The sequence below is a fragment of the Achromobacter veterisilvae genome, assembly GCF_900496975.1.
Lineage (GTDB): Bacteria > Pseudomonadota > Gammaproteobacteria > Burkholderiales > Burkholderiaceae_B > Achromobacter > Achromobacter veterisilvae.
In genome coordinates this window covers 65,834-85,719 of sequence record NZ_UFQC01000020.1, presented here as the reverse complement: position 1 = coordinate 85,719, position 19,886 = coordinate 65,834, and the positions used below count along the sequence as shown (strand labels likewise).

Below are 19,886 nucleotides of genomic sequence, written 5' to 3'. Positions count from 1 at the left end.
CTCATGACGCCACCCATAATCCGACACCGCAGCGGCCCCCCGGCCCCCCCGCCCAACCACGACAACCGGAAGGCATTGCTCCTGGCCGTGGCGGTGCACGTGCTGCTGCTGATCGTCTTGATCTTTGGCGTGAACTGGCGCTCGGAGAACCCCGGCCCCGTGCAGGTGGAACTCTGGGCGGACGGCAATTCGCCCGTCTCGCCTCCGCCCACGCCCCAGCCCGAACCTCCCAAGCCGCAACCCAAGCCCGAGCCGCAGCCCGAACCTGAAAAGGCGCCCGAGCCGCCGCCCCCTCCGCCGCCGCCGCCTCCTCCCGAGCCCGAACCCCAGGTTCAGCCCAAGACCGAGGAAGTCGACCCCGAGATCGCGCTTCAGGAAGCCAAGAAGAAGCGCGAAGAAGAGGAAAAGGCGCGCCAGGCCGCCGAAGCCGCCAAGGAAAAGGCGCGCATCGAGGAAGAGCGCAAGCAGGCCGAGCTGAAAGAGAAGAAGCGCCTGGAGCAGGAACGCCAGGCCGCCGAAAAAGCCGCCGCTGAGAAGGCTGCCGCTGAGAAGGCTGCCGCGGAGAAGGCCGCGGCCGAGAAAGCCGCCGCCGACAAGGCGGCCGCCGAGAAGAAGGCCAAGGAAGACGCCGCCAAGAAGGCCGCCGCGGAAAAGGCGGCTGCCGAAAAAGCCGCAGCCGACAAGGCCGCCGAGGAAAAAGCGGCGGCCGAGAAGGTTGCCGCCGAAAAGAAGGCCGCCGCCGAGAAAAAGGCGAAGGAAGATGCCGCCAAGAAGGCCGCCGCCGACAAGGCGCTGAAGGACGCGTTCCGCAACGACGCCCTGGGCGCCGCGGGCATTCCGGGCGGCACCGCCGACCGCAACCAGGCGGGCGGCGGACGCGACAGCGGCTATGGCGCCAAGGTCCGCGCCTGCGTGCAGCCGGGGGTGGCTTATCCGCCCCCGCCCCGCAGCGGATCGGAAAATCCCACGGCACAATACCGGGTACAGTTAGGTTCCGACGGGAAAGTCAACGGCGTGACGTTGACCAGTTCTTCGGGCAATGCCGGCTTCGACCGCGCGGTCGAAACCGGCATCCGCCGCTGCAACCCCTTCCCGAAGCCCTCGACGGGCCGCTACGAACCCATTATCGATGTTGTGTACAGAATGTATGATTGACAGGAGATTGAAGAATATGACTCCCGCTTATAGCCGACGAGTACCCCAGCTCGCTCTCTGGCGATCGTATGGACTCGGCCTGCTGATGCTCGCGCTGGCCTGCCTGATGGCCATGAAACCCGCCCAGGCGCAGTTGCGCGTCGATATCTCGGGCACCGGTGCCACCCAGTATCCCGTGGCGATCGCCGATTTCGCCGTCGATGACACGCATGGCCGCGCCCTGGCCGACGTGATCCGCGCCGATCTCACCCGCACGGGCCAGTTCCGCCTGATCAACGCCGCGGGTTCCGGCCTGAACGTGGACTCCCCCATCGCCCACGACGACTGGCGCGCCAAGGGCGCCGACTTCATCGCCTACGGCAGCATTTCGCGCGGTGCCGACGGCCGCTACGACGTCCGCTACCGCCTTGCCGATACCGTCAAGAAGGGCCAGTTGGATGGCGTGGCGTTCTCGGGCACCGAACAAGAGCTGCGCCGCGTGGCGCACCAGATCGCCGACCGCATCTACGAGAAGATCACCGGCGTTCGCGGCGTGTTCTCGACCCGCATCGCGTATGTGCTGAAGAAAGGCGCCACCTACGAACTGCAGGTGGCCGACGCCGACGGCCAGAATCCGCAAGTGGCCCTGCGTTCGCGCGAGCCCATCATTTCCCCGTCCTGGTCGCCCGACGGCTCCAAGCTGGCCTACGTCAGCTTCGAATCCGGCAAGCCGGTGGTGTACGTGCACAACCTGGCCTCCAGCGCCCGCGCGCCGGTCGCCAACTTCAAGGGCAACAACAGCGCGCCCGGCTGGTCGCCCGACGGCTCCAAGCTGGCGGTGGCGCTGACCCGCGATGGTTTGTCGCAAATTTACATCGTCGGCGCGTCCGACGGCTCCAATCCGACCCGAGTTACGCGTTCTCCCGGTATCGACACCGAACCGAGCTTTACGCCGGACGGGGCATCCATTATCTTTACGAGTGACCGCAGCGGCGGGCCGCAGATCTATCAGACCGGCTCGAGTGGTGGCGAAGCACGCCGCCTCACGTTTAATGGTGGTTACAACATCTCACCCCGAATTTCCCCCGATGGATCGACGCTGCTGTACGTTGCAAGACGCGACGGCGCGTTTCGAATCGCGTCGTTGAACCTGTCCTCAGGCGCCGAGACCTTGCTGACTGATGGTCGTGACGATCAGTCCCCGAGCTTTGCGCCAAATGGCATGCAAGTCCTTTACGCCGCCATCCAAAATGGCCGTAGCGTGCTTGCGGGTGTCTCGAGCGATGGCCGCGTACGGCAGACGCTTTCGGTACTGAACGGGGAAATACGTGAACCGACTTGGGGCCCATTTACCCGATAACACGTGTGACTCTCTTTGCAAAGGAACTATCATGAAGTCGCGCATTGCCAAAAGCCTAACCATCGCCGCTCTGGCTGCCACCCTGGCAGCTTGCAGCTCCGTCCCTCTCGACGATAAAGCGGGTCAGGGCGGAGGCGCTGGCCAAGGATCCTCGGCCTCCGGCCAGATCCTTGATCCCTTCAACCCCCAAAGCATCCTGGCGCAACAGCGCTCGGTATACTTTGACTTCGACAGCTACACGGTGTCGGATCAGTACCGCGGCCTGGTCGAAACCCATGCCAAGTACCTGGCCTCGCACCAGCAGCAGACCATCAAGATCGAAGGCAACACCGACGAACGCGGCGGCGCTGAATACAACCTGGCCCTGGGCCAGCGCCGCGCGGACGCCGTGCGCCGCATGATGACCTTGCTGGGCGTCAGCGACAACCAGATCGAAACCATCAGCTTTGGTAAAGAAAAGCCGAAGGCGACCGGTACGTCGGAAGCCGACTTTGCGGAAAACCGTCGCGCCGATATTGTCTATCGCCGCTAAAATCTCCGTATAGTCGAGAGCCCTACCACGCGTCGGGGCGGTCAGCCGGCCGTCCCGACGTTTGTTTTTTTACCCGGGAATTTTCATGCGCGATAACGTTCTGTCCCTGCGTCCCCTGCTTGTGGCCACTGGCCTGGTGCTTGCGGCCCTGACGGCCCCGGCCCATGCTTTTTCCGACGATGAGGCCCGCCGGGCCATCCTGGATCTGCGCCAGCAGGTGCAGCAGCAGAACGAGCAAAGCCAGCGCGCCAAGCTGCAATTGGCCGACCAGATCCAGGCCCTGCAGCAGGAAGTCGCCCAGTTGCGCGACCAGCTCGAACTGGTGTCGCGCCAGCAGCCCAGCGCCAAGCCGGGCGGCGCCGCCGGCAGCGCCAACCCGCCAGGCGCCTCCGCCGGCGATCCCCAGGAACAAGCCGCCTACGACGGCGCGATCGACCTGTTCCGCAAGGGCCAGTACAAGGACGCGTCCGAATCGCTGGCCGCGTTCACCGCGCTGTACCCCGCCAGCCAGCTCGCCCCCAGCGCCCAGTTCTACCTGGGCAGCAGCCGCTATGCGCTGAAGGACTTCAAGGGCGCCATCGACCAGTTGAACGCCATGGTCCAGAAGTCGCCCGACAACGCCCGCGCGCCCGACGCCCTGCTCGTCATCGCCGGCAGCCAGATCGAACTGAACAACCGCGCCGGCGCCAAGGCGACGCTGCAGCGCATCGTCCGCGACTACCCGACCACGCCGGCCGCCGGCACGGCCAAGAGCCGGCTGCAGTTGCTGCAGTAATGCGGCCAACCGCCAGCGCGGTTGCCGCCTACCGGCATATCCTGCGCCGCCGGGCAGGGCTGATCGCCCTGCTGCTGGCGGCGATTTTCCTGGCGCTGCTGATCGACTTCACCGTGGGGCCCTCGGGCCTGCCGTGGCACGATCTTTGGCGGACGCTGAAGTCCCCCGCCTCCGCCGACCCGACCTACCGGGTCATCGTGTGGGAAATCCGCCTGCCCTCCGCCCTGATGGCCGCCCTGGTGGGCATGGCGCTGGGGCTGGCGGGCGCCGAGATGCAGACCATCCTGAACAATCCGCTGGCCAGCCCGTTCACGCTGGGCGTGTCCTCCGCCGCCGCCTTCGGCGCCTCGCTGGCGATCGTGCTGCAACTGGGCGTGCCGGGCCTCCCCGCCGGATGGCTGATCGCGGGCAACGCCTTCCTGTTCGCGATGCTGGCGGCGCTGCTGCTCGACGCGGTGACCCGATGGGGCGGCATGAATACCTCGGCCGTGGTGCTGTTCGGCATCGCCATGCTGTTCACCTTCAACGCGCTGGTGTCGCTGGTGCAGTTCATGGCCAGCGCCGAAGCCCTGCAGAACCTGGTGTTCTGGACCATGGGGAGCCTGTCGCGTTCCGGCTGGGCGTCCGTGGGCGTGCTGGCGGCCGCTTTCGGGGTGGCCCTGCCCCTGGCCATGCGCCAGTCCTGGAAACTGACCGCCTTGCGGCTGGGCGAGGACCGCGCGGCCAGCTTCGGCGTGGACGTGCGCCGCGTGCGCGTCGCGGCGCTGGCGCGGGTCAGCCTGCTGTCGTCGCTGGCCGTGGCCTTCGTCGGCACGATCGGCTTTATCGGACTGGTGGCGCCCCACATCGCGCGGCGGCTGTTCGGCGAGGACCACCGCTATTACCTGCCGGGCAGCGCGCTGGTGGGCGCGGTGATCCTGTCGCTGGCGTCGATCGTGTCCAAGAACCTCGTGCCCGGCGTGGTCGTGCCCGTGGGCATCGTGACCGCGCTGGTCGGCATTCCGTTCTTCGTGTCGGTCGTCCTGCGGCGGCAACTGCCATGACGCGGCCCGCCGATACCGCGCCATCGATGGCGCTGGCCGTGAACGGGCTGGCCGCCGGCTATGGGCGCGGGGACGTGCTGCATGGGCTGACCATCCCGGCGCTGGCCGCCGGCGAAGTCACCGCCCTGCTCGGCCCGAACGGCAGCGGCAAATCCACCCTGCTCAAGGCGCTGGCGGGCCTGGTCCGCGCCCGGACGGGCAGCGCCACGCTGGGCGGGCAGGACCTGATCCGCCAGAGTTTCGGCGAGCGCGCCCGCCACGTGGTCTACCTGCCCCAGAGCCTGCCCGCCGCGGTGCACCTGCGGGTGTTCGAATCGGTGCTGGTGGCGGCCAGGGCCAGCGGCGACGCGGCGGCGTCCGCCGCCCCCCAGGCCATCGAGCGGCTGCTGGAGCGGCTGGGCATCGCCCACCTGGCGCTGCACTACCTGGACGCGCTGTCAGGCGGACAGAAGCAACTGGTGGGGCTGGCGCAGGCCCTGGTCCGCCATCCGCGCGTGCTGCTGCTGGACGAACCGCTGTCGGCCCTGGACCTGAATTACCAGTTCCACGTGATGCGCCTGCTGAAGCAGGAAACACGGGAGCATGGGCTCATCAGCCTCATCGTGCTGCACGACCTGAACGCGGCCCTGCAGCACGCGGACCGGGCGGTCATGATCCATGACGGACGGTTGTACGCGGCGGGCGCGCCCGCCGAGGTGATCACCCCCGCCTCGCTGGCGGCCGTCTACGGCGTGCGGGGACGCGTGGAAACCTGCTCGCGCGGATTGCGGCAGGTGCTGATCGACGGCCTGGAGGCGCACCCGCGCTGACGCCGGCCCGCCCATGAGGCATGAGGCGGGCGCCCGCGCTCAGGCGCGCTGCGCCACGTCCGCGACCGGCGCGCCGGTCATGTCCGCCAGTTGCCGCGGCGTCAGGTTGAACACCGCATGGGGATGCCCGGCGGCCGCCCACAGGCTGTCGTAGTTGAACAGGTCCGCGTCCAGCAGCATCACCGGCTTGACCGTGTGGCCGATCGGGCAGACCCCGCCGATCGCGTAGCCGGTCATGTCGCGCACGAACCTGGCGTCCGCCTTGGCCAGTTCGCCCACCTGCGAGGCCACCTTGGCCTCGTCCACGCGGTTGACGCCGCTGGCGATGACCAGCACCGGGGCATCGTCCGACGCCCGCCGGAAGATGATGGACTTGGCGATCTGCGCGACTTCGCAGCCCAGCCCCGCCGCGGCCTCCGCCGAGGTCTTGCCGGTTTGCGGCAGGACGACGACGGGTTTGTCGTGCCCCAGTTCCAGCAGCCGGCGGGCGACGCGTTGGGCGGATTCGGGCAAGGCGGCAAGGGACTCGGGGGACATCGGGACAGGCTCCGTTCTGGAAGGGCCGGCGCGAACCGCCGGCCGGCTGGTCGGAAAACGAGTGTATCAGCGCCGGGCCGCGCCGGCCGCGGGTAGGGCCGGGCTAGAATGCGGGCCTGGCTTTTCCATACGAATCCCATGCGTTCCGAACCCGTCCTGCCCCTGCAAACCGCGCCGATCGGCGGCTACGCCATGTCCTACACCGAATACGGCAGCGGCGCGCCGCTGGTGCTGGTGCACGGCTCCCTGTCCGACTGCCGGTACTGGAAATCGCAGATGGCGCCGCTGGGCCGGTCGTTTCGCGTGCTGGCGGTGTGCCTGCGCCGCTATTGGCCCGAGACCTGGGACGGCGCGGGCGACGGCTTTTCGGTCGAGCAACACGCCAGCGACGTGCTGGAATTCATCGATACGGTGGCCGGCGGCCCGGCCCACCTGGTGGGCCACTCGCGCGGCGGCCGCGTCGCGCTGGAAGCGGCGCTGCAGCAGCCCGACGCGTTGCGCAGCCTGACGCTGGCCGACCCCGGCCTGCCGCTGCCCGGCAAGGACGACCTGCGCGGCGGCTTTCGCCAACGGGCGCTGGAACTCATCCGCCAAGGCGAAACCGAAGCGGGCCTGGCGCTGTTCGTCGATACCGTGACCGGCCCCGACACCTGGCAGCGCATGGTGCCCTGGTTCAAGGAAATGGTGCGCGACAACGTCGGCACGCTGTTCGGCCAGGCGGTGGAAACGCCCGAAGCGCTGACCCCGCGGCAGATCGCGTCCCTGAAGCTTCCCACCTTGCTGATCGGCGGCGCGCTGAGCCCCGCGCCCTACCCCGCCGTGCTCGACGCCCTGTCGCAATGGCTGCCGCAGGCGCACCGGGTGACGATCACCGGATCGTCGCACGGCATGAACCTGGGCAATCCGCGCGCCTTCAACGGCGCCATCGCGGAATTCATCGGAAGCTAGGACGCGCGCGAGCCCGCCGTCAGGGCTCGACCGAAGGCGTGTGCTTCAGGCGCCGCAGCACGAACGTGGAACGGCTGTGGCGCACGCCGCGCAGCTTGTACAGCCGCTTGCGCAGGAAGGCTTCATAGCCTTCGGTGCCCGCCACGGCCACCTTGATCAGATAGTCGTATTCGCCCGTGACGAGAAAGGCCTCGACCACCTCCGGCAGGCGGGTGATCTCTTCGCCGAAGCGCGCCAGCGTCTCGTCGTCGTGGTGTTCCAGCGTCACCTCGATCATGACGGTGTCCGGCAACCCCAGCGCCTTTTGATTCAACAGGGCCGCGTACCCCTCGATCACGCCGGCTTCCTCCAGCGCCTTGACGCGGTTCCAGCAGGGCGTGGGCGACAGCCCCACCTGCTCGGCCAGCTTCAGATTGGTGAGCCGCCCGTCCGCGCGCAACGCGCGCAGGATCTTGCGGTCGGTTTCGTCGATTTTGGGCGTGGCGGACATGGAAGGCAGGGCCGGAAGAGAATATCTCTTGAAAATTGGATTTTACCGGATAGATATTTTCCAATATCCCGAAATCCGGCGTGAATCAGGAATCCTATTTTCCACGCCTGCACGTAGACTTTCCTGCAAGACGGCCGCCTATCCCGGCCGTCGGATTTCGGCATCGGCGCTGCGGCACAACCCGGCGCGGGCGCCGGTAGTTCCAACGCATCATGCCGCGCGCCGATCCGCGCGGCCGGAAACCATGTCCTTCGCAGCAGCAGCACCCGCAAGATCCGGCCTGGGCCTGTCCGGCACCGCCATGCTATTCACCGCGCCGGCGCTATTCGCCTCCAATATGGTCGCGGCCCGCTGGGCCCACGACGCCAGCCTTCCCCCCGTCTTCCTCGCCTTCGGCCGCTGGCTGATCGCCCTGCTGATCCTGCTGCCGCTGGCGGCGCCCGCCCTGCGCGCGCACCGCGGGGTGCTGCGGCGCAGCCTGCCCGCGCTCCTGCCGCTGGCGGTGCTGGGCATGGGCGTGGCGGTGGCGCCGCAGTACATCGGCGCCCAGACCACCAGCGCCACGAACATCGCGCTGATTTTTTCGTGCAGCCCCATCCTGGTGGCCTTGCTGGAGGCCGCGATCTGGCGCAAGCCCTTGTCGGCCCTGCGCGGCGCGGGCCTGGCGCTGGCCCTGTGCGGCGTGCTGGCGGTGCTGTCGCGCGGCGATGCGCGCGCGCTCGCCCGCCTGGACTTCGGCCAGGGCGACCTGTGGGTGCTGCTGGCCGCCACCGGCTGGGCGTTCTACACGGTGTTGCAGAAGCGCCTGAGCCTGCCCGCGGTGCCGGACAGCGCCCGGCTGGCGACGATGATGCTGGGCGGGGTGCTCGCGCTGGCGCCCTTCGCCGCCATCGAGGCCGCGGCCGGCGCCATGCCGCCGTGGACCGATCCCCGCCTGGCCGCGGTGCTGCTGTTCCTGGCCGTGGTGCCCAGCCTGGGCGCGTACTACGTCTACGGCCGGCTGATCGGCCTGGCCGGCCCCGCCACGGCGGGCCTGTCGATGTTCCTGGTGCCGGTCTACGCGGCGCTGCTGGCCTGGCCGCTGCTGGGCGAAGCCCCGCAACTGTTCCATGCCTACGGCTTCGCGATGATCCTCCTGGGCGTGAAGCTGGCCTCGGCGCGCATGCGCGCGGCGGGCGGCCCGGCGGCCGCCCCCGCCTGAGAGGCGTTCAGCGGCCCGCGCCGTGGGCCGCCATCACTTCCTGCGCCACCTGGCGCGGCGCCTCGGCGTAGTGCTTGAACTCCATGGTGTAGGTCGCGCGCCCCTGCGTCAGCGAACGCAGCGAGGTCGAATAGCCGAACATCTCGGCCAGCGGCACCTCGGCCCGCACGAGCTTGCCGCCGCCCCCGGCGATGTCTTCCATGCCCTGGACCATGCCGCGGCGGGAGGACAGATCGCCCATGACGTTGCCGGTGAAATCCTCGGGCGTTTCCACCTCGACCTGCATCATGGGCTCCAGCAGCACCGGGTCGGCCCGGCGCATGCCTTCCTTGAACGCCATCGAGGCCGCCATCTTGAACGCGTTCTCGTTCGAGTCGACGTCGTGGTAGGACCCGAAGAACAGCGTCACTTTCACGTCCACCACGGGATAGCCGGCCAGCACGCCGGCGTTCAGCGATTCGCGCACGCCCTTGTCCACGGCCGGAATGAACTCGCGCGGCACCACGCCGCCCTTGATGGCGTCGACGAACTCGTAGCCCTTGCCCGGTTCCTGGGGCTCCAGTTTCAGCACCACGTGGCCGTACTGGCCGCGGCCGCCGGACTGCTTGACGAACTTGCCCTCGACCTCGTTGCAGGTCTTGCGGATGGTTTCCCGGTAGGCCACCTGCGGCTTGCCCACCGTGGCCTCGACGCCGAACTCGCGCTTCATGCGGTCGACCAGGATTTCGAGGTGCAGTTCCCCCATGCCCGAGATGATGGTCTGCCCCGATTCCTCGTCGGTGCGCACGCGGAAGGACGGGTCTTCCTGCGCCAGGCGGCCCAGCGCGATGCCCATCTTTTCCTGGTCGGCCTTGGTCTTGGGCTCCACGGCCTGCGAAATCACCGGTTCCGGGAAGACCATGCGCTCGAGGATGATGACGTGCGCCGGATCCGTCAGCGTGTCGCCGGTGGTGACGTCCTTGATGCCGACCGCCGCCGCGATGTCGCCCGCATAGACCTCGGTGATCTCGCGCCGCTCGTTGGCGTGCATCTGCAGGATGCGGCCCAGCCGTTCCTTCTTTTCCTTGACGGGGTTGAAAATGGAGTCGCCCGATTTCACCACGCCCGAATAGACGCGGAAAAACACCAGTTGGCCGACGAACGGATCCGTCATGATCTTGAAGGCCAGCGCCGAGAACGGCTCGTTGTCGGCGGGATGGCGTTCGATCTCGCGGTCGCGCTCGTCGTGGCCCTTGATGGCCGGCACGTCGACGGGAGACGGCATGTAGTCGAGGACGGCGTCCAGCATGGCCTGCACGCCTTTGTTCTTGAAGGCGCTGCCGCACAGCATGGGCACGATCTCGTTGGCGACGGTACGGATGCGCAGGCCCTGCTTGATCTCCGCTTCGGTCAGCGGTTCGCCCGACAGGTATTTTTCAAGCAGCGTCTCGTTGGCTTCGGCGGCCTTCTCGACCATCTTGTCGTGCCATTCCTGCGCCTGCGCCTGCATCGCGGCCGGGATGTCGCGGTATTCGAAGCGCACGCCCTGGCTGGCGTCGTCCCAGATGATGGCCTTCATTTTGACCAGGTCGATCACGCCTTCGAAATGGTCTTCGGCGCCCACCGGCAACTGGATGGGAACGGCGTCGCCTTTGAGGCGCTCGGCGATCTGGCGCTGCACGCGCAGGAAGTCGGCGCCGACCCGGTCCATCTTGTTGACGAAGGCCAGGCGCGGCACCTTGTACTTGTTGGCCTGCCGCCAGACGGTCTCGGACTGGGGCTGCACGCCGCCCACGGCGTCGTAGACCATGACCGCGCCGTCGAGCACGCGCATGGAGCGCTCGACTTCGATGGTGAAGTCCACGTGGCCGGGCGTGTCGATGATGTTGATGCGGTGCTCGGGATAGTTGCCGGCCATGCCCTTCCAGAAGGCGGTAGTGGCGGCCGACGTGATCGTGATGCCGCGCTCCTGCTCCTGCTCCATCCAGTCCATCACCGCCGCGCCGTCATGCACTTCGCCGATCTTGTGGGTGATGCCGGTGTAGAAGAGGATGCGCTCGGTGGTCGTCGTTTTGCCCGCGTCGATATGGGCGCTGATGCCGATATTGCGGTATAGCTCGATACGCGTCTTGCGAGTCATGGCCTCTTCCTTGGAGTGAGCCGCCAGGCGAAGACGGCAAGCCCGACCGGGCGTTGCCGCGGCGGGCGCCATGCCGCGTAGAGTGCTTGGGGGTGGCGAAATCGCGCCCGCGCTGATGCGTAAATATTACGCGCCGCGGACGAAGATACAAAGGGCTGGTGGGGGGGGGCGTGGGCGGAGGGTGTCAGACACCCGGGGGACGTTGCTTCAATTCGTACCGTCGTCCCGTACGGGTGTCAGACACTTGGCCACGGGTGTCAGACACTTGGTGGCGGCGGCGGGCACCCAAGCAAAAAGCCCCTTCGCATGGAAGGGGCCAGGGGATGCCGCAGCCCGGCTCGGGCCGAGCCGGGCGGCTACTTCTTTTCTTCCTTGACGCGATACACCAGCACGGCGGTGCTGGCCAGCGACAGGACCTTGGCGGTGACGCTGCCCAGCAGCAGGCGCGACAGGCCGCTGCGGCCGTGGCTGCCGATGAAGATCAGGTCGCAGCCGGCGTCGGCGGCGGCTTGCACGATGCCGTCGGCGACGTTGAAATTGGACACGGCGCGCGCCTCGGACTTCACGCCGGCGGTGTCGGCGCGGTCGGTGATCTGCTTGAGGTACTTGTCGGCCTGTTCGGCCGAGGCCTTTTCGTAGTCTTCGTCGGTGATGGCATAGGCCGCGGCCATGCCGTCGAAGCCGATGGTGGCGGCGAAGGGCTGCGTCACGTAGAGGGCGACAATTTCAGCCCCCACGGAACGCGCAAAGCAAATACCCGCATTGGCGGCTTGCGCCGAGAGCGGCGAACCGTCGGTGGGAATCAGGATCTTCTTGAACATCTGCCTGCTCCTGTTTGAGAGGAGTCTCCATGCTACCGGAAACGCGCCAGGTTCACATCAATTGAACCCGGCATCCTTGACGCGCGTCAACCGCCCGTTCAGCCCAGTTGCTGGCTGGCGGCGAACAGATTGGTGCAGCGGGTGCCGGTGCGGCAGTAGGCCAGCACGGGACCCGGCAGGGTGCGCAGCAGTTCGGCGAAGCGCTGCACGTCGGCGGCGGTCATGGCGCTGCCCACGACGGGCTGGTATTCGACCTGCAGGCCGGCCGCCTGCGCGGCCTGGGACACGTCCGCGGCGGTGGGCTGGTCCGGGCCGCCCTCGAAATCGGGACGGTTGATGATGACGCTCTTGTAGCCTGCGGCGGCGACATCTGCCATATCGTCGGGGCCGAGCTGCGGGGCCACGGCGAAATTCTGGGTCAGGGGCTTGATGGGTGCGGACATGACGGTTCCTTCAATGGCTTCAGAGAGTGCTGCCTATTATTATTGATTGCCGGGCCCGGTTTGCGCGAAGATTTTTTCGAGATCGGCCCAGATGCCCCGATGGTCCGCGATGGTGACCGAGAAGCGCAGCATGGTCGACGGCGCCTGCGACGGCGAGAACAGCGTGCCCGGCGCCAGCAGCATGCCGCGGTCGGCCGCCGCGCGCGCCAGCACTTCCGTATCGCGGCCGCAATCCGCCCACACGAACATCCCCGCGTGCGGCTCATGGTGCACCGTCAGCCCCAGCTTGAGCAGCCCTTTCAGGCAGCGCTGGCGGGCCTCGTCCACCCGCGCGCGCACACGCTCGATGTGCCGCCGGTACTGCCCTTCCATCAGCACGCGGTGCACCACCCGTTCACCCAGCTCGGGCGAGGTCAGGCCGGCCAGCATTTTCAGGTCGGCCAGTTTCTGCAGGACGTCCGGATTGGCGGCCAGGTAGCCCACGCGCAGGCTGGCCGCCAGCATCTTGGAATACCCGCCCACCAGGATCACGCGGTTCAGGCGGTCCAGCACAGCCAGCTTCATGGCGCCGCCCGGATGCAGTTCGCCGTAGGTGTCGTCCTCGACGACCATGAAATCGTGGCGTTCCGCGATCCGCAGGATGTCGTAGGCCGCGCCGGCCGACAGCGTATGGCCGGTGGGGTTGTGCACGGCGCTGTTGACGATGAAGAGTTTGGGCTTGTGCTGGGCGGCCAGTTGCTCCAGCAGCGCGGTGTCCGGGCCGTCGGGGCCGCGCGGGACGCCGATCAGGCGCGCGCCGAAGGCGGCCAGGCGGCCGAAGATGACGAACCAGGCCGGGTCCTCGACCAGTACAGTGTCGCCCGGCTTGACCAGATGCCGCGCGATCAGGTCCAGGCCGTGCGTGACGCCGTTGGTCGTGAGCAGATTCAGTTCCGGGTGCGCCGGCACCCCGTCGTTCTGCAGTGAAGCCGCGATCTGCTGGCGCAGCGGCGCGAAGCCCTGGGGATGGCCGTAGCTGACCAGATGCCCGCGCACCGAACGCCCCACCGCCCGCACGGCCCCGGCCACCATTTCCGGGTCCAGCCAGTCCGGGGGCAGCAGCCCCGCGCCACCCGGCATGCCGAGCGCGCTGGTTTCGCGGAACATGCTGCGCAGCAGCCAGGCGACGTCGATCCGGGCGGGCGGCGCCAGGGTGGCGGGCGCTGCCGCGGCCACCGCCGCCAGCGGGCCGCTGCGCGCCCGCACGAAAAACCCCGCGCCCCGGCGCGACTGCACCAGGCCCCGGGCCACCAGGCGGTCGTAGGCTTCCACCACGGTAAAGCGGCTGACGCCGGACTGTTCGGCCATTTTGCGGATGGACGGCAGCCGGGTGCCGGGGCGCAAGCCCTGTTCGTCGATGCGGCGGGCCAGGCCTTCGGCCAGTTGGGCCACCAGGGTGGCATCGGCCTGGCGCACGGGCTGCCAGGGCAGGGAGGACGGCGTAGCGGAAGCAACTGTCATGGGAATTTCACCAGGCCAGTGATTAAAGTGACATGCCAAAGTGTACCGGTACTGTACCGATGACTATGCGTAGAGTGGCAGCAATAACGAAAACCCGCAACTGGTGGCTGTCATGACCCGTCCCGCTTTCTATCCCTCTTCCCAGGCCGCGACCGGCTCATCCGGTTCCGTATGGGAAGGCTATGCCTACGGATTCCTGGGCGTGCTGGTCTTTTCCCTGACGCTGCCCATGACCCGGCTGGCGGTCGCCGAACTGGAGCCGCTGCTGGTGGGCCTGGGCCGGGCGCTCGTGGCCGCGGTGCCGGCCGTCGCCCTGTTGTGGCTGACCCGCGCCCGCCGGCCGAACCGCCAGGAGTGGCCCGGGGTGATCCTGGCGGCCGTGGGCATCGTCGTGGGCTGGCCGCTGGCTTCTTCCTTCGCCATGCAGACCGTGCCCTCGTCGCACGGCGCGGTGTTCAACGGGCTGCTGCCGCTGTCGACCGCGGCGTTCGCCGCCCTGCGCAGCGGCGAACGCCCGTCGCCCGCGTTCTGGGGCTGGGCCCTGGTGGGCGCCGCGCTGGTCACGGCCTACGCCCTGCGCCAGGGCCACGGCACGCTGGCCCTGGGCGACCTCTGGCTGCTGGTGGCGGTAGTGCTGGGCGGCATGGGCTATGCCGAGGGCGCGCGGGCCTCGCGCACGCTGGGCGGCGCGCGCACAATATGCTGGGCGCTGGCGATCAGCGCCCCGGTCGTGGCGGCCCCGGTGGGCTGGATGGCGGCGCAGGCCAACTGGCCCGGCGCGCCGGTCGTCCTCGCCTGCGCCTACCTGGCCTTCGGCTCGATGTTCCTGGGGTTCTTCGCCTGGTACCGCGGCCTGGCCGTGGGCGGGATCGCCCGGGTCGGGCAAGTGCAATTGCTCCAGCCCTTCCTCACGGTCGTGGCGGCGGCGATGCTGTTCGGCGAATCCGTGGAAACGGCGACCTTCTTCTTCGCCGCCGCCGTGATCGTCGTGATCGCCGGCGGACGCCGTGCCATCGTCAGGACCAAGAAATGAATCTGCTTCCCGCCAACTGGGCCGACGTGCCCCTGATGTCGCTGTCGTTGCTGGGCCCGCTGGCGATGTTCGCGCTGGTCAGTTCGATCACGCCCGGCCCGAACAACGTGATGCTGGCATCCTCGGGCCTGAACTTCGGTTTCCGCCGCAGCGTGCCGCACCTGCTGGGCGTGAACCTGGGCTTCACGCTGATGATTTTCCTGGTGGGCATCGGCCTGGGTTCGGTGTTCCAGCAGGTGCCGCAGTTGTACACCGTGCTGAAGTACGCCGGCGCCGCCTACCTGCTGTACCTGGCGTGGAAGATCGCCAACTCGGGCAGTATGGAAGACGGCGAGGCGCGCGGCAAACCGTTCACCTTCCTGCAGGCCGCGGCCTTCCAGTGGGTCAACCCCAAGGCATGGGTGATGGCCGTCGGCGTGGTCGCGGCCTACACCCCGCAAAACGGCTTCTTCGCCAATCTCGTCATCGCCACCGTGGTCTGCGGCATCGTCAACCTGCCCAGCATCGGCATCTGGGTGACCTTCGGCACGGCGCTGCGCCGCGTGCTCCACAGGCCCTGGGCCATCCGGACCTTCAACGTGGGCATGGCGCTGCTGCTGGTGGCGTCGCTGTATCCGGTGGCGCTCGAACTGGTGCACTGACTCCGCGTTCAGGCTCGCAGGGCCACGACCACGGCCGGCGTGACCAGCACATTGAACAGGCCCGCCATCACCATCACCAGGCCCGCGACCGCGCCCTCGTCGGCCGCCAGTTCGCGGGCCTTCGCCGTGCCCGCGCCGTGCGCGCCCATGCCGAACAGCGCGCCACGCGCCAGGGCCGAGCGCAGCGGCAGCCAGCGGCGCATGAACTGGCCGATGGCCGCGCCGAACACGCCCGTCACGATCACGAAAACCGCGGTCAGGTCGGGCACGCCGCCCACATGCGACGACACCGCCACGGCGAAGGGCGTGGCCACGGAGCGCGGCAGCAGGCTCAGCCTGAGATCGGCCGGCAGGTCCAGCAGGCTGCCCAGCAGCCAGGCGCTGGCGCCCGCGATGAGGCTGCCCACGGCGACGCCCGCCGCCAGCACCGGCCAGTAGCGGCGGATCAGCGCCCGCTGCTCGTAGAGCGGCAGCGCGAAGGCCACGATGACCGGCCCCAGCATCGCCATCAGCCAGTGCGATCCCGCCATGTAGTCCCGGTAGCCGGCATGCAGCGCGATCGCCAGCCCCAGCAGCAGCGCCGGCGCCACCACCAGCGTCGACGTGCACCAATAGGCATGGCGGCGGTAGAACAGCCGGGCGCAGGCATAGGCGAGCACGGTCGCCGCCGGCCAGAACAGCAGATTGAAATCAGGCGGCATGGCGGTTCATCCAGCGGTAGCAGAGATCGATGGTCAACGCGGTGCCGGCCATGACCAGCGCGGTGCCCAGCAGGATGACCGCCAGCAGCTTCAGCCCCAGCAGCCCCAGGAACTCGCGGTGGTCCAGCAGCGACATGACGGCGGGAACGAAGAACAGCAGCATCTCCCCCAGCAGCCAACTGGCGCCGCGATGCACGTTGCGCACCCGCAGGCGGCGCGTCGCCAGCAGGGCCAGCACGATTGCCATGCCGATGACGCCGCCCGGAACGGGCAGCCCCAGGAACTGGGCGACGGCCTGCCCCAGCCAGGAAAACAGGACGATGAGGCAGATTTGCAGCACGCGGCTGCGGCGCAGCGCGCTGCGCAAAAGAATGGAGTAACGGGGCAAGGACATCGGAGAACTTCCAGCGGCAAGCTTCTGTTTTACGCCCGCGCTTGCCATAGATAAAATGAATTCATTGAATTCACTTTATTCCAATCAGGCATAACCATGGAACTGCGCCCCCTGCGCGCCCTGGTAGAGGTGGTCCGCCAGGGCGGCTTTTCGCAGGCGGCCAAGGCCGTCTTCGCGACCCAGCCCACCGTAAGCAAGGCCGTGCGCCAACTGGAAGACGAACTGGGCATGCCGTTGCTGGACCGCCACGCCCAGCCCCTTCGGCTGACCGCGGCCGGCGAAATCGTCTACCGGCGCGCGGTGGCCATGCTGGCCCAGCGCGACGACCTGTACGCCGAACTGGACGAATTGAAAGGGCTCAAGCGCGGCGTCCTGCGGCTGGGCTTGCCGCCGCTGGGCAGCAGCACGCTGTTCGCGCCGATGTTCGCGCGCTTCCGCAGCCGCTACCCGCAGGTGGAGATCAGCCTGGTGGAACATGGCAGCCGGCGCCTGGAAGAAATGGTGATGGCCGGCGAAATCGAACTGGCGGCCTCGCTCAGGCCCGTGCCCGACCATTTCGAATGGCAGCCCGTGGCCCGCGAACCGCTGGTGGCGCTGATGCCCGCCGACCATCCCAAGGCGCGCGCCGAATCGGTAAGCCTGCGCGAACTGCGGGAGTCGCCCTTCATTCTGTTCGAGACGGGCTTCGCCCTGAACCGCATCCTTCACGACGCCTGCCAGCGGGCCGGCTTCGCGCCGGCCATCGCCGCGCGCAGCGGCCAGATCGATTTCATCGTGGCGCTGGTGGCCGCCGGACTGGGCGTGGCCTTCCTGCCTCGGCTGAAGGCCCGCGAGGAACTGCACGCCGGCGTGTCCCGCGTGCCCCTGCGCGACGCGGGCACGGACTGGGAAATGGTGCTGGTGTGGCGGGGCGGCGGCTACCTGTCGCATGCCGCGCAGGCCTGGCTGGCCTTGACCCGGGAGGTCCATCCCGAAGTATGCTGATGCCGGAACCCCGCCGCCCCGCCCGGGTCTCATCATCCATGCCCGTACTGTCCCGCCCCCCTTTCCGCCGGTTGTTCGCCGCCGCCCTGCTCGCCGGAGCCGGGGTGGTGGGCTGCACCCAGTTGGACTCCTGGCAGCGCCAGACCATTTTTTCTCCCCAGGCCGAACCCCAGACCTGGTGGCGCGAGCCCGCCGCCGGCACCCGGGTGTACGACCTGGCGCTGCCCGACGGAGACCAGGTGCGCGCCTGGTACTGGCAGAGCCCGCAGGCAAACGCCCCCACCGTGCTGTACCTGCACGGCGCGCGCTGGAACCTGAACGGCAGCGCCTTCCGGATAGAGGGCTGGGCGCGCATGGGCTATTCGGTGCTGGCCATCGACTACCGCGGCTTCGGCGCCTCCACCTCGCGCCTGCCGTCCGAAAAAAGCGCCCAGGAAGACGCCATGGCCGGGCTGAAGGAGCTGGCCCGGCTCCAGCCCGATCCTGCGCGCCGCTTCGTCTATGGGCATAGCCTGGGCGGCGCGATTGCGATCGACCTGGCCGCGCGCCCGGAACAGCCGGACTTCGCCGGCCTGATCGTGGAGTCGAGCTTCACCAGTATCGGCGCGATGCTGGCCACGCTGCGCTGGGGCAAGGTGCCGGGCGCGAGCCTGCTGGTCACGCAGCCGTTCGATTCCGTGGACAAGCTGGCCCGCATGCACACGCCCATGCTGTTCATGCACGGCACCGCGGACCGCGTGGTGCCGCATACGATGAGCGACGAACTCTTCGCCGCCGCGCGCAGTGTTTCTCCGGACCTGAAGCGCCTGGTCAAGATCGAAGGCGCCTCGCATTCGGGCGCCTTCCGCAGCGGCGAACAGTATGAAACCGCCGTGAAGACCTTCATGCGGGACGCCAGCCGCGCCTACCGGCGCAAAGCGGGCTGAACCCCGCATTGCGCCGCGCGGGGATTTACCCGCAGGGCGTCTGGCCGGCGGCCGCCGGCACGGGCTGCCCGCCGCGGCCCAGCCACTTCATGACCCGCGGACGCGAACGGTCATAGGCCAGGTTGTAGAGAAACGCGTAGGGCAGGTAGAACAGCACCAGCGCGATATCCAGCACGAACGCCTGCCACAGGCTGATGCTGAGCCACCAGGCCGCCAGCGGGATCACGATCAGGATCAGCCCCAATTCGAAGCCGAACGCGTGCACGACGCGCACGCGCAAGTTGCGGGTCCAGCCGAAGCGGTTTTCGATGCGGTCGAAGCCGGCGTTGTAGAGCATGTTCCAGACCAGCGCGATCCAGGCGATCACCGCGGTCAGCACGCCCATCTCGAACAGGGACTTGCCCATGGCCCAGGCGGCCGCGGGCGCGCACAGGCCGATGGCGAGGATTTCGAACAGAAAGGCGTGGAAGAAACGTTCTTTGAGGGTTTTCTTGGCTTGCGTCATGACCCACCCGAGGCCGGTTGCTACGTAATGGCGGCGATTCTCCACGATATTTCCGGTGCTATAAAGATAGTATTCATCGGAAAAACCGATACCACTAACTACCGGACGCCCCGCATGCGCCACTCATTGGAATCCCTGGCGGCTTTCGCCCAGGTCGCCTCGGAAGGCACGTTCTCCGCCGCCGCCCGCAAGCTGAAGAAAAGCCAGTCCACCATCAGCGAGACCATCGCCAACCTGGAGGTGGACCTGAACGTCACCCTGTTCGACCGCGGCCAGCGGCAGCCCGCGCTGACCGAGGCGGGCCGGATCCTGCTGGGACAGGCCCTGCAGGTACTCGCCGCGAACGACCGCCTGAACCGCTGCGCCAGCCAACTGGCCGAAGGCCTGGAGCCTCGCTTGACCGTGGTGCTGTCCGACACGTTCCAGTCGGAAACCTTCGAGACCATGCTCAGCCAGATCGACCAGCGCTATCCGGCGCTGCGCTTCGAATGCCTGATCGCGGAATACGAGGACGTGGTGGCGCTGGTGCAGCAGGGGCGCGCGCACCTGGGGCTGATGGCCGCCCAGGACGACTATCCGCCCGACGTGGCGCACGCCACGCTGGCCGAGCTTTCCGAGATCGTCCTGTGCGTGGGCCGCAGCCATCCGCTGGCCAGCCTGCCCAGCGTCACGGAAGACCAGTTGAAATCCGCGCGCGCGCTGCGCCTGAGCACGTACGAACTGGGCGACAAAGAGGCCGAACCCGCTTATTCCACCTGGTCGGCGCCGGGCTATCTGATGCTGCTGGAAATGGCCAGCCGCGGTTTCGGCTGGACCGAACTGCCGCGCTGGATGATCCAGCGCTTCGGGCAGGACCAGTTGGCCGAACTGAAGGCGCCCGGCTGGCCGCGGCACATCCGGGTCGACGCGGTCTGGTCCAGGCGCCGGGCGCTGGGGCCCGCGGGCGCCTGGCTGCTGGAGAGCCTGACGGGCGGCTAGTCCACCCCGGAT

The 19,886-nt window shown here is 68.1% G+C and carries 22 protein-coding genes; 13 read left to right on the top strand and 9 right to left on the bottom strand.

Features of this window, described 5'->3' with window-relative positions:
* Positions 1-3: 3 nt before the first annotated feature.
* The 6 genes from tolA (at position 4) to AVE30378_RS19055 (ending at position 5,653) form a co-directional block, all read left to right on the top strand.
* A complete protein-coding gene (gene tolA / locus AVE30378_RS19080) occupies positions 4-1,155 on the top strand; it encodes a cell envelope integrity protein TolA (protein WP_129242424.1) in 1,152 nt (383 codons plus the stop codon).
* Between the two features lie 16 nt (positions 1,156-1,171).
* Positions 1,172-2,494, top strand: coding sequence for a Tol-Pal system beta propeller repeat protein TolB (tolB, locus tag AVE30378_RS19075; protein ID WP_129242423.1), 1,323 nt, complete (start codon positions 1,172-1,174; stop codon positions 2,492-2,494).
* 31 nt (positions 2,495-2,525) lie between these two features.
* Positions 2,526-3,026, top strand: a complete 501-nt coding sequence (gene pal, locus AVE30378_RS19070; protein ID WP_062681256.1) for a peptidoglycan-associated lipoprotein Pal — start codon at positions 2,526-2,528, stop codon at positions 3,024-3,026.
* 85 nt (positions 3,027-3,111) lie between these two features.
* On the top strand, positions 3,112-3,801 hold the full coding sequence (gene ybgF, locus AVE30378_RS19065; RefSeq protein WP_129242422.1) for a tol-pal system protein YbgF: 690 nt from the start codon (positions 3,112-3,114) through the stop codon (positions 3,799-3,801).
* A complete protein-coding gene (locus AVE30378_RS19060) occupies positions 3,801-4,844 on the top strand; it encodes a FecCD family ABC transporter permease (RefSeq protein WP_129242421.1) in 1,044 nt (347 codons plus the stop codon). The genes ybgF and AVE30378_RS19060 overlap by 1 nt, the downstream gene beginning before the upstream one ends.
* Complete coding sequence (locus AVE30378_RS19055; RefSeq protein WP_165360240.1) at positions 4,841-5,653, top strand: ABC transporter ATP-binding protein; 813 nt, start codon at positions 4,841-4,843, stop codon at positions 5,651-5,653. Before AVE30378_RS19060 ends, AVE30378_RS19055 begins: the two co-directional genes overlap by 4 nt.
* A gap of 39 nt (positions 5,654-5,692) precedes the next feature.
* On the opposite strand, the gene AVE30378_RS19050 is transcribed toward AVE30378_RS19055, so the two are convergent.
* On the bottom strand, positions 5,693-6,190 hold the full coding sequence (locus AVE30378_RS19050) for a YbaK/EbsC family protein (protein ID WP_129242420.1): 498 nt from the start codon (positions 6,188-6,190) through the stop codon (positions 5,693-5,695).
* A gap of 138 nt (positions 6,191-6,328) precedes the next feature.
* Here AVE30378_RS19050 and AVE30378_RS19045 point away from each other — a divergent pair, with 138 nt between their 5' ends.
* Positions 6,329-7,138 carry an alpha/beta fold hydrolase gene (locus tag AVE30378_RS19045; protein WP_129242419.1) on the top strand — a complete coding sequence of 270 codons (810 nt, stop codon included), beginning with the start codon at positions 6,329-6,331 and terminating at the stop codon, positions 7,136-7,138.
* Positions 7,139-7,157: 19 nt separating this feature from the next.
* On the opposite strand, the gene AVE30378_RS19040 is transcribed toward AVE30378_RS19045, so the two are convergent.
* The gene (locus tag AVE30378_RS19040; RefSeq protein ID WP_129242418.1) at positions 7,158-7,628 is read right to left on the bottom strand and encodes an Lrp/AsnC family transcriptional regulator; all 471 of its coding nucleotides are present in this window, start codon (positions 7,626-7,628) and stop codon (positions 7,158-7,160) included.
* Positions 7,629-7,872: 244 nt separating this feature from the next.
* Between AVE30378_RS19040 and AVE30378_RS19035 the strand changes: the two genes are divergently transcribed.
* Positions 7,873-8,829 (top strand): DMT family transporter, encoded by a 957-nt coding sequence (locus tag AVE30378_RS19035; protein WP_244235098.1) that lies wholly within the window; start codon positions 7,873-7,875, stop codon positions 8,827-8,829.
* Positions 8,830-8,836: 7 nt separating this feature from the next.
* On the opposite strand, the gene fusA is transcribed toward AVE30378_RS19035, so the two are convergent.
* The 4 genes from fusA to AVE30378_RS19015 all read right to left on the bottom strand — a co-directional run bounded on the left by fusA (position 8,837) and on the right by AVE30378_RS19015 (position 13,712).
* Complete coding sequence (fusA, locus tag AVE30378_RS19030; RefSeq protein WP_129242417.1) at positions 8,837-10,948, bottom strand: elongation factor G; 2,112 nt, start codon at positions 10,946-10,948, stop codon at positions 8,837-8,839.
* 356 nt (positions 10,949-11,304) lie between these two features.
* Complete coding sequence (locus tag AVE30378_RS19025; protein ID WP_062681247.1) at positions 11,305-11,769, bottom strand: universal stress protein; 465 nt, start codon at positions 11,767-11,769, stop codon at positions 11,305-11,307.
* 98 nt (positions 11,770-11,867) lie between these two features.
* On the bottom strand, positions 11,868-12,212 hold the full coding sequence (locus tag AVE30378_RS19020) for a protein tyrosine phosphatase family protein (protein WP_129242416.1): 345 nt from the start codon (positions 12,210-12,212) through the stop codon (positions 11,868-11,870).
* A gap of 39 nt (positions 12,213-12,251) precedes the next feature.
* Complete coding sequence (locus tag AVE30378_RS19015; RefSeq protein ID WP_165360239.1) at positions 12,252-13,712, bottom strand: aminotransferase-like domain-containing protein; 1,461 nt, start codon at positions 13,710-13,712, stop codon at positions 12,252-12,254.
* Positions 13,713-13,824: 112 nt separating this feature from the next.
* On the opposite strand from AVE30378_RS19015, the gene AVE30378_RS19010 reads away from it, so the two are divergent.
* Both AVE30378_RS19010 and AVE30378_RS19005 read left to right on the top strand, forming a co-directional pair.
* Positions 13,825-14,745 (top strand): DMT family transporter, encoded by a 921-nt coding sequence (locus AVE30378_RS19010; protein ID WP_129242415.1) that lies wholly within the window; start codon positions 13,825-13,827, stop codon positions 14,743-14,745.
* Complete coding sequence (locus AVE30378_RS19005) at positions 14,742-15,386, top strand: LysE family translocator (protein WP_129242414.1); 645 nt, start codon at positions 14,742-14,744, stop codon at positions 15,384-15,386. The genes AVE30378_RS19010 and AVE30378_RS19005 overlap by 4 nt, the downstream gene beginning before the upstream one ends.
* Positions 15,387-15,394: 8 nt before the next feature.
* Here the strand turns inward: AVE30378_RS19005 and AVE30378_RS19000 are convergent, their stop codons facing one another.
* Entirely contained in the window at positions 15,395-16,087 is a 693-nt protein-coding gene (locus tag AVE30378_RS19000; RefSeq protein ID WP_129242413.1) for an LrgB family protein, read from the bottom strand.
* A complete protein-coding gene (locus AVE30378_RS18995; RefSeq protein WP_129242412.1) occupies positions 16,077-16,481 on the bottom strand; it encodes a CidA/LrgA family protein in 405 nt (134 codons plus the stop codon). The genes AVE30378_RS19000 and AVE30378_RS18995 overlap by 11 nt, the downstream gene beginning before the upstream one ends.
* A gap of 96 nt (positions 16,482-16,577) precedes the next feature.
* On the opposite strand from AVE30378_RS18995, the gene AVE30378_RS18990 reads away from it, so the two are divergent.
* Together AVE30378_RS18990 and AVE30378_RS18985 are read left to right on the top strand one after the other, a co-directional pair.
* Positions 16,578-17,465, top strand: a complete 888-nt coding sequence (locus AVE30378_RS18990) for a LysR family transcriptional regulator (RefSeq protein WP_129242411.1) — start codon at positions 16,578-16,580, stop codon at positions 17,463-17,465.
* Positions 17,466-17,503: 38 nt separating this feature from the next.
* The gene (locus tag AVE30378_RS18985; protein WP_129242410.1) at positions 17,504-18,391 is read left to right on the top strand and encodes an alpha/beta hydrolase; all 888 of its coding nucleotides are present in this window, start codon (positions 17,504-17,506) and stop codon (positions 18,389-18,391) included.
* Between the two features lie 25 nt (positions 18,392-18,416).
* On the opposite strand, the gene AVE30378_RS18980 is transcribed toward AVE30378_RS18985, so the two are convergent.
* Positions 18,417-18,896 (bottom strand): multidrug/biocide efflux PACE transporter, encoded by a 480-nt coding sequence (locus AVE30378_RS18980; protein ID WP_129242409.1) that lies wholly within the window; start codon positions 18,894-18,896, stop codon positions 18,417-18,419.
* A 114-nt stretch (positions 18,897-19,010) separates the two neighbouring features.
* Here AVE30378_RS18980 and AVE30378_RS18975 point away from each other — a divergent pair, with 114 nt between their 5' ends.
* A complete protein-coding gene (locus AVE30378_RS18975) occupies positions 19,011-19,874 on the top strand; it encodes a LysR family transcriptional regulator (RefSeq protein WP_129242408.1) in 864 nt (287 codons plus the stop codon).
* The last annotated feature ends 12 nt before the right edge of the window (positions 19,875-19,886 follow it).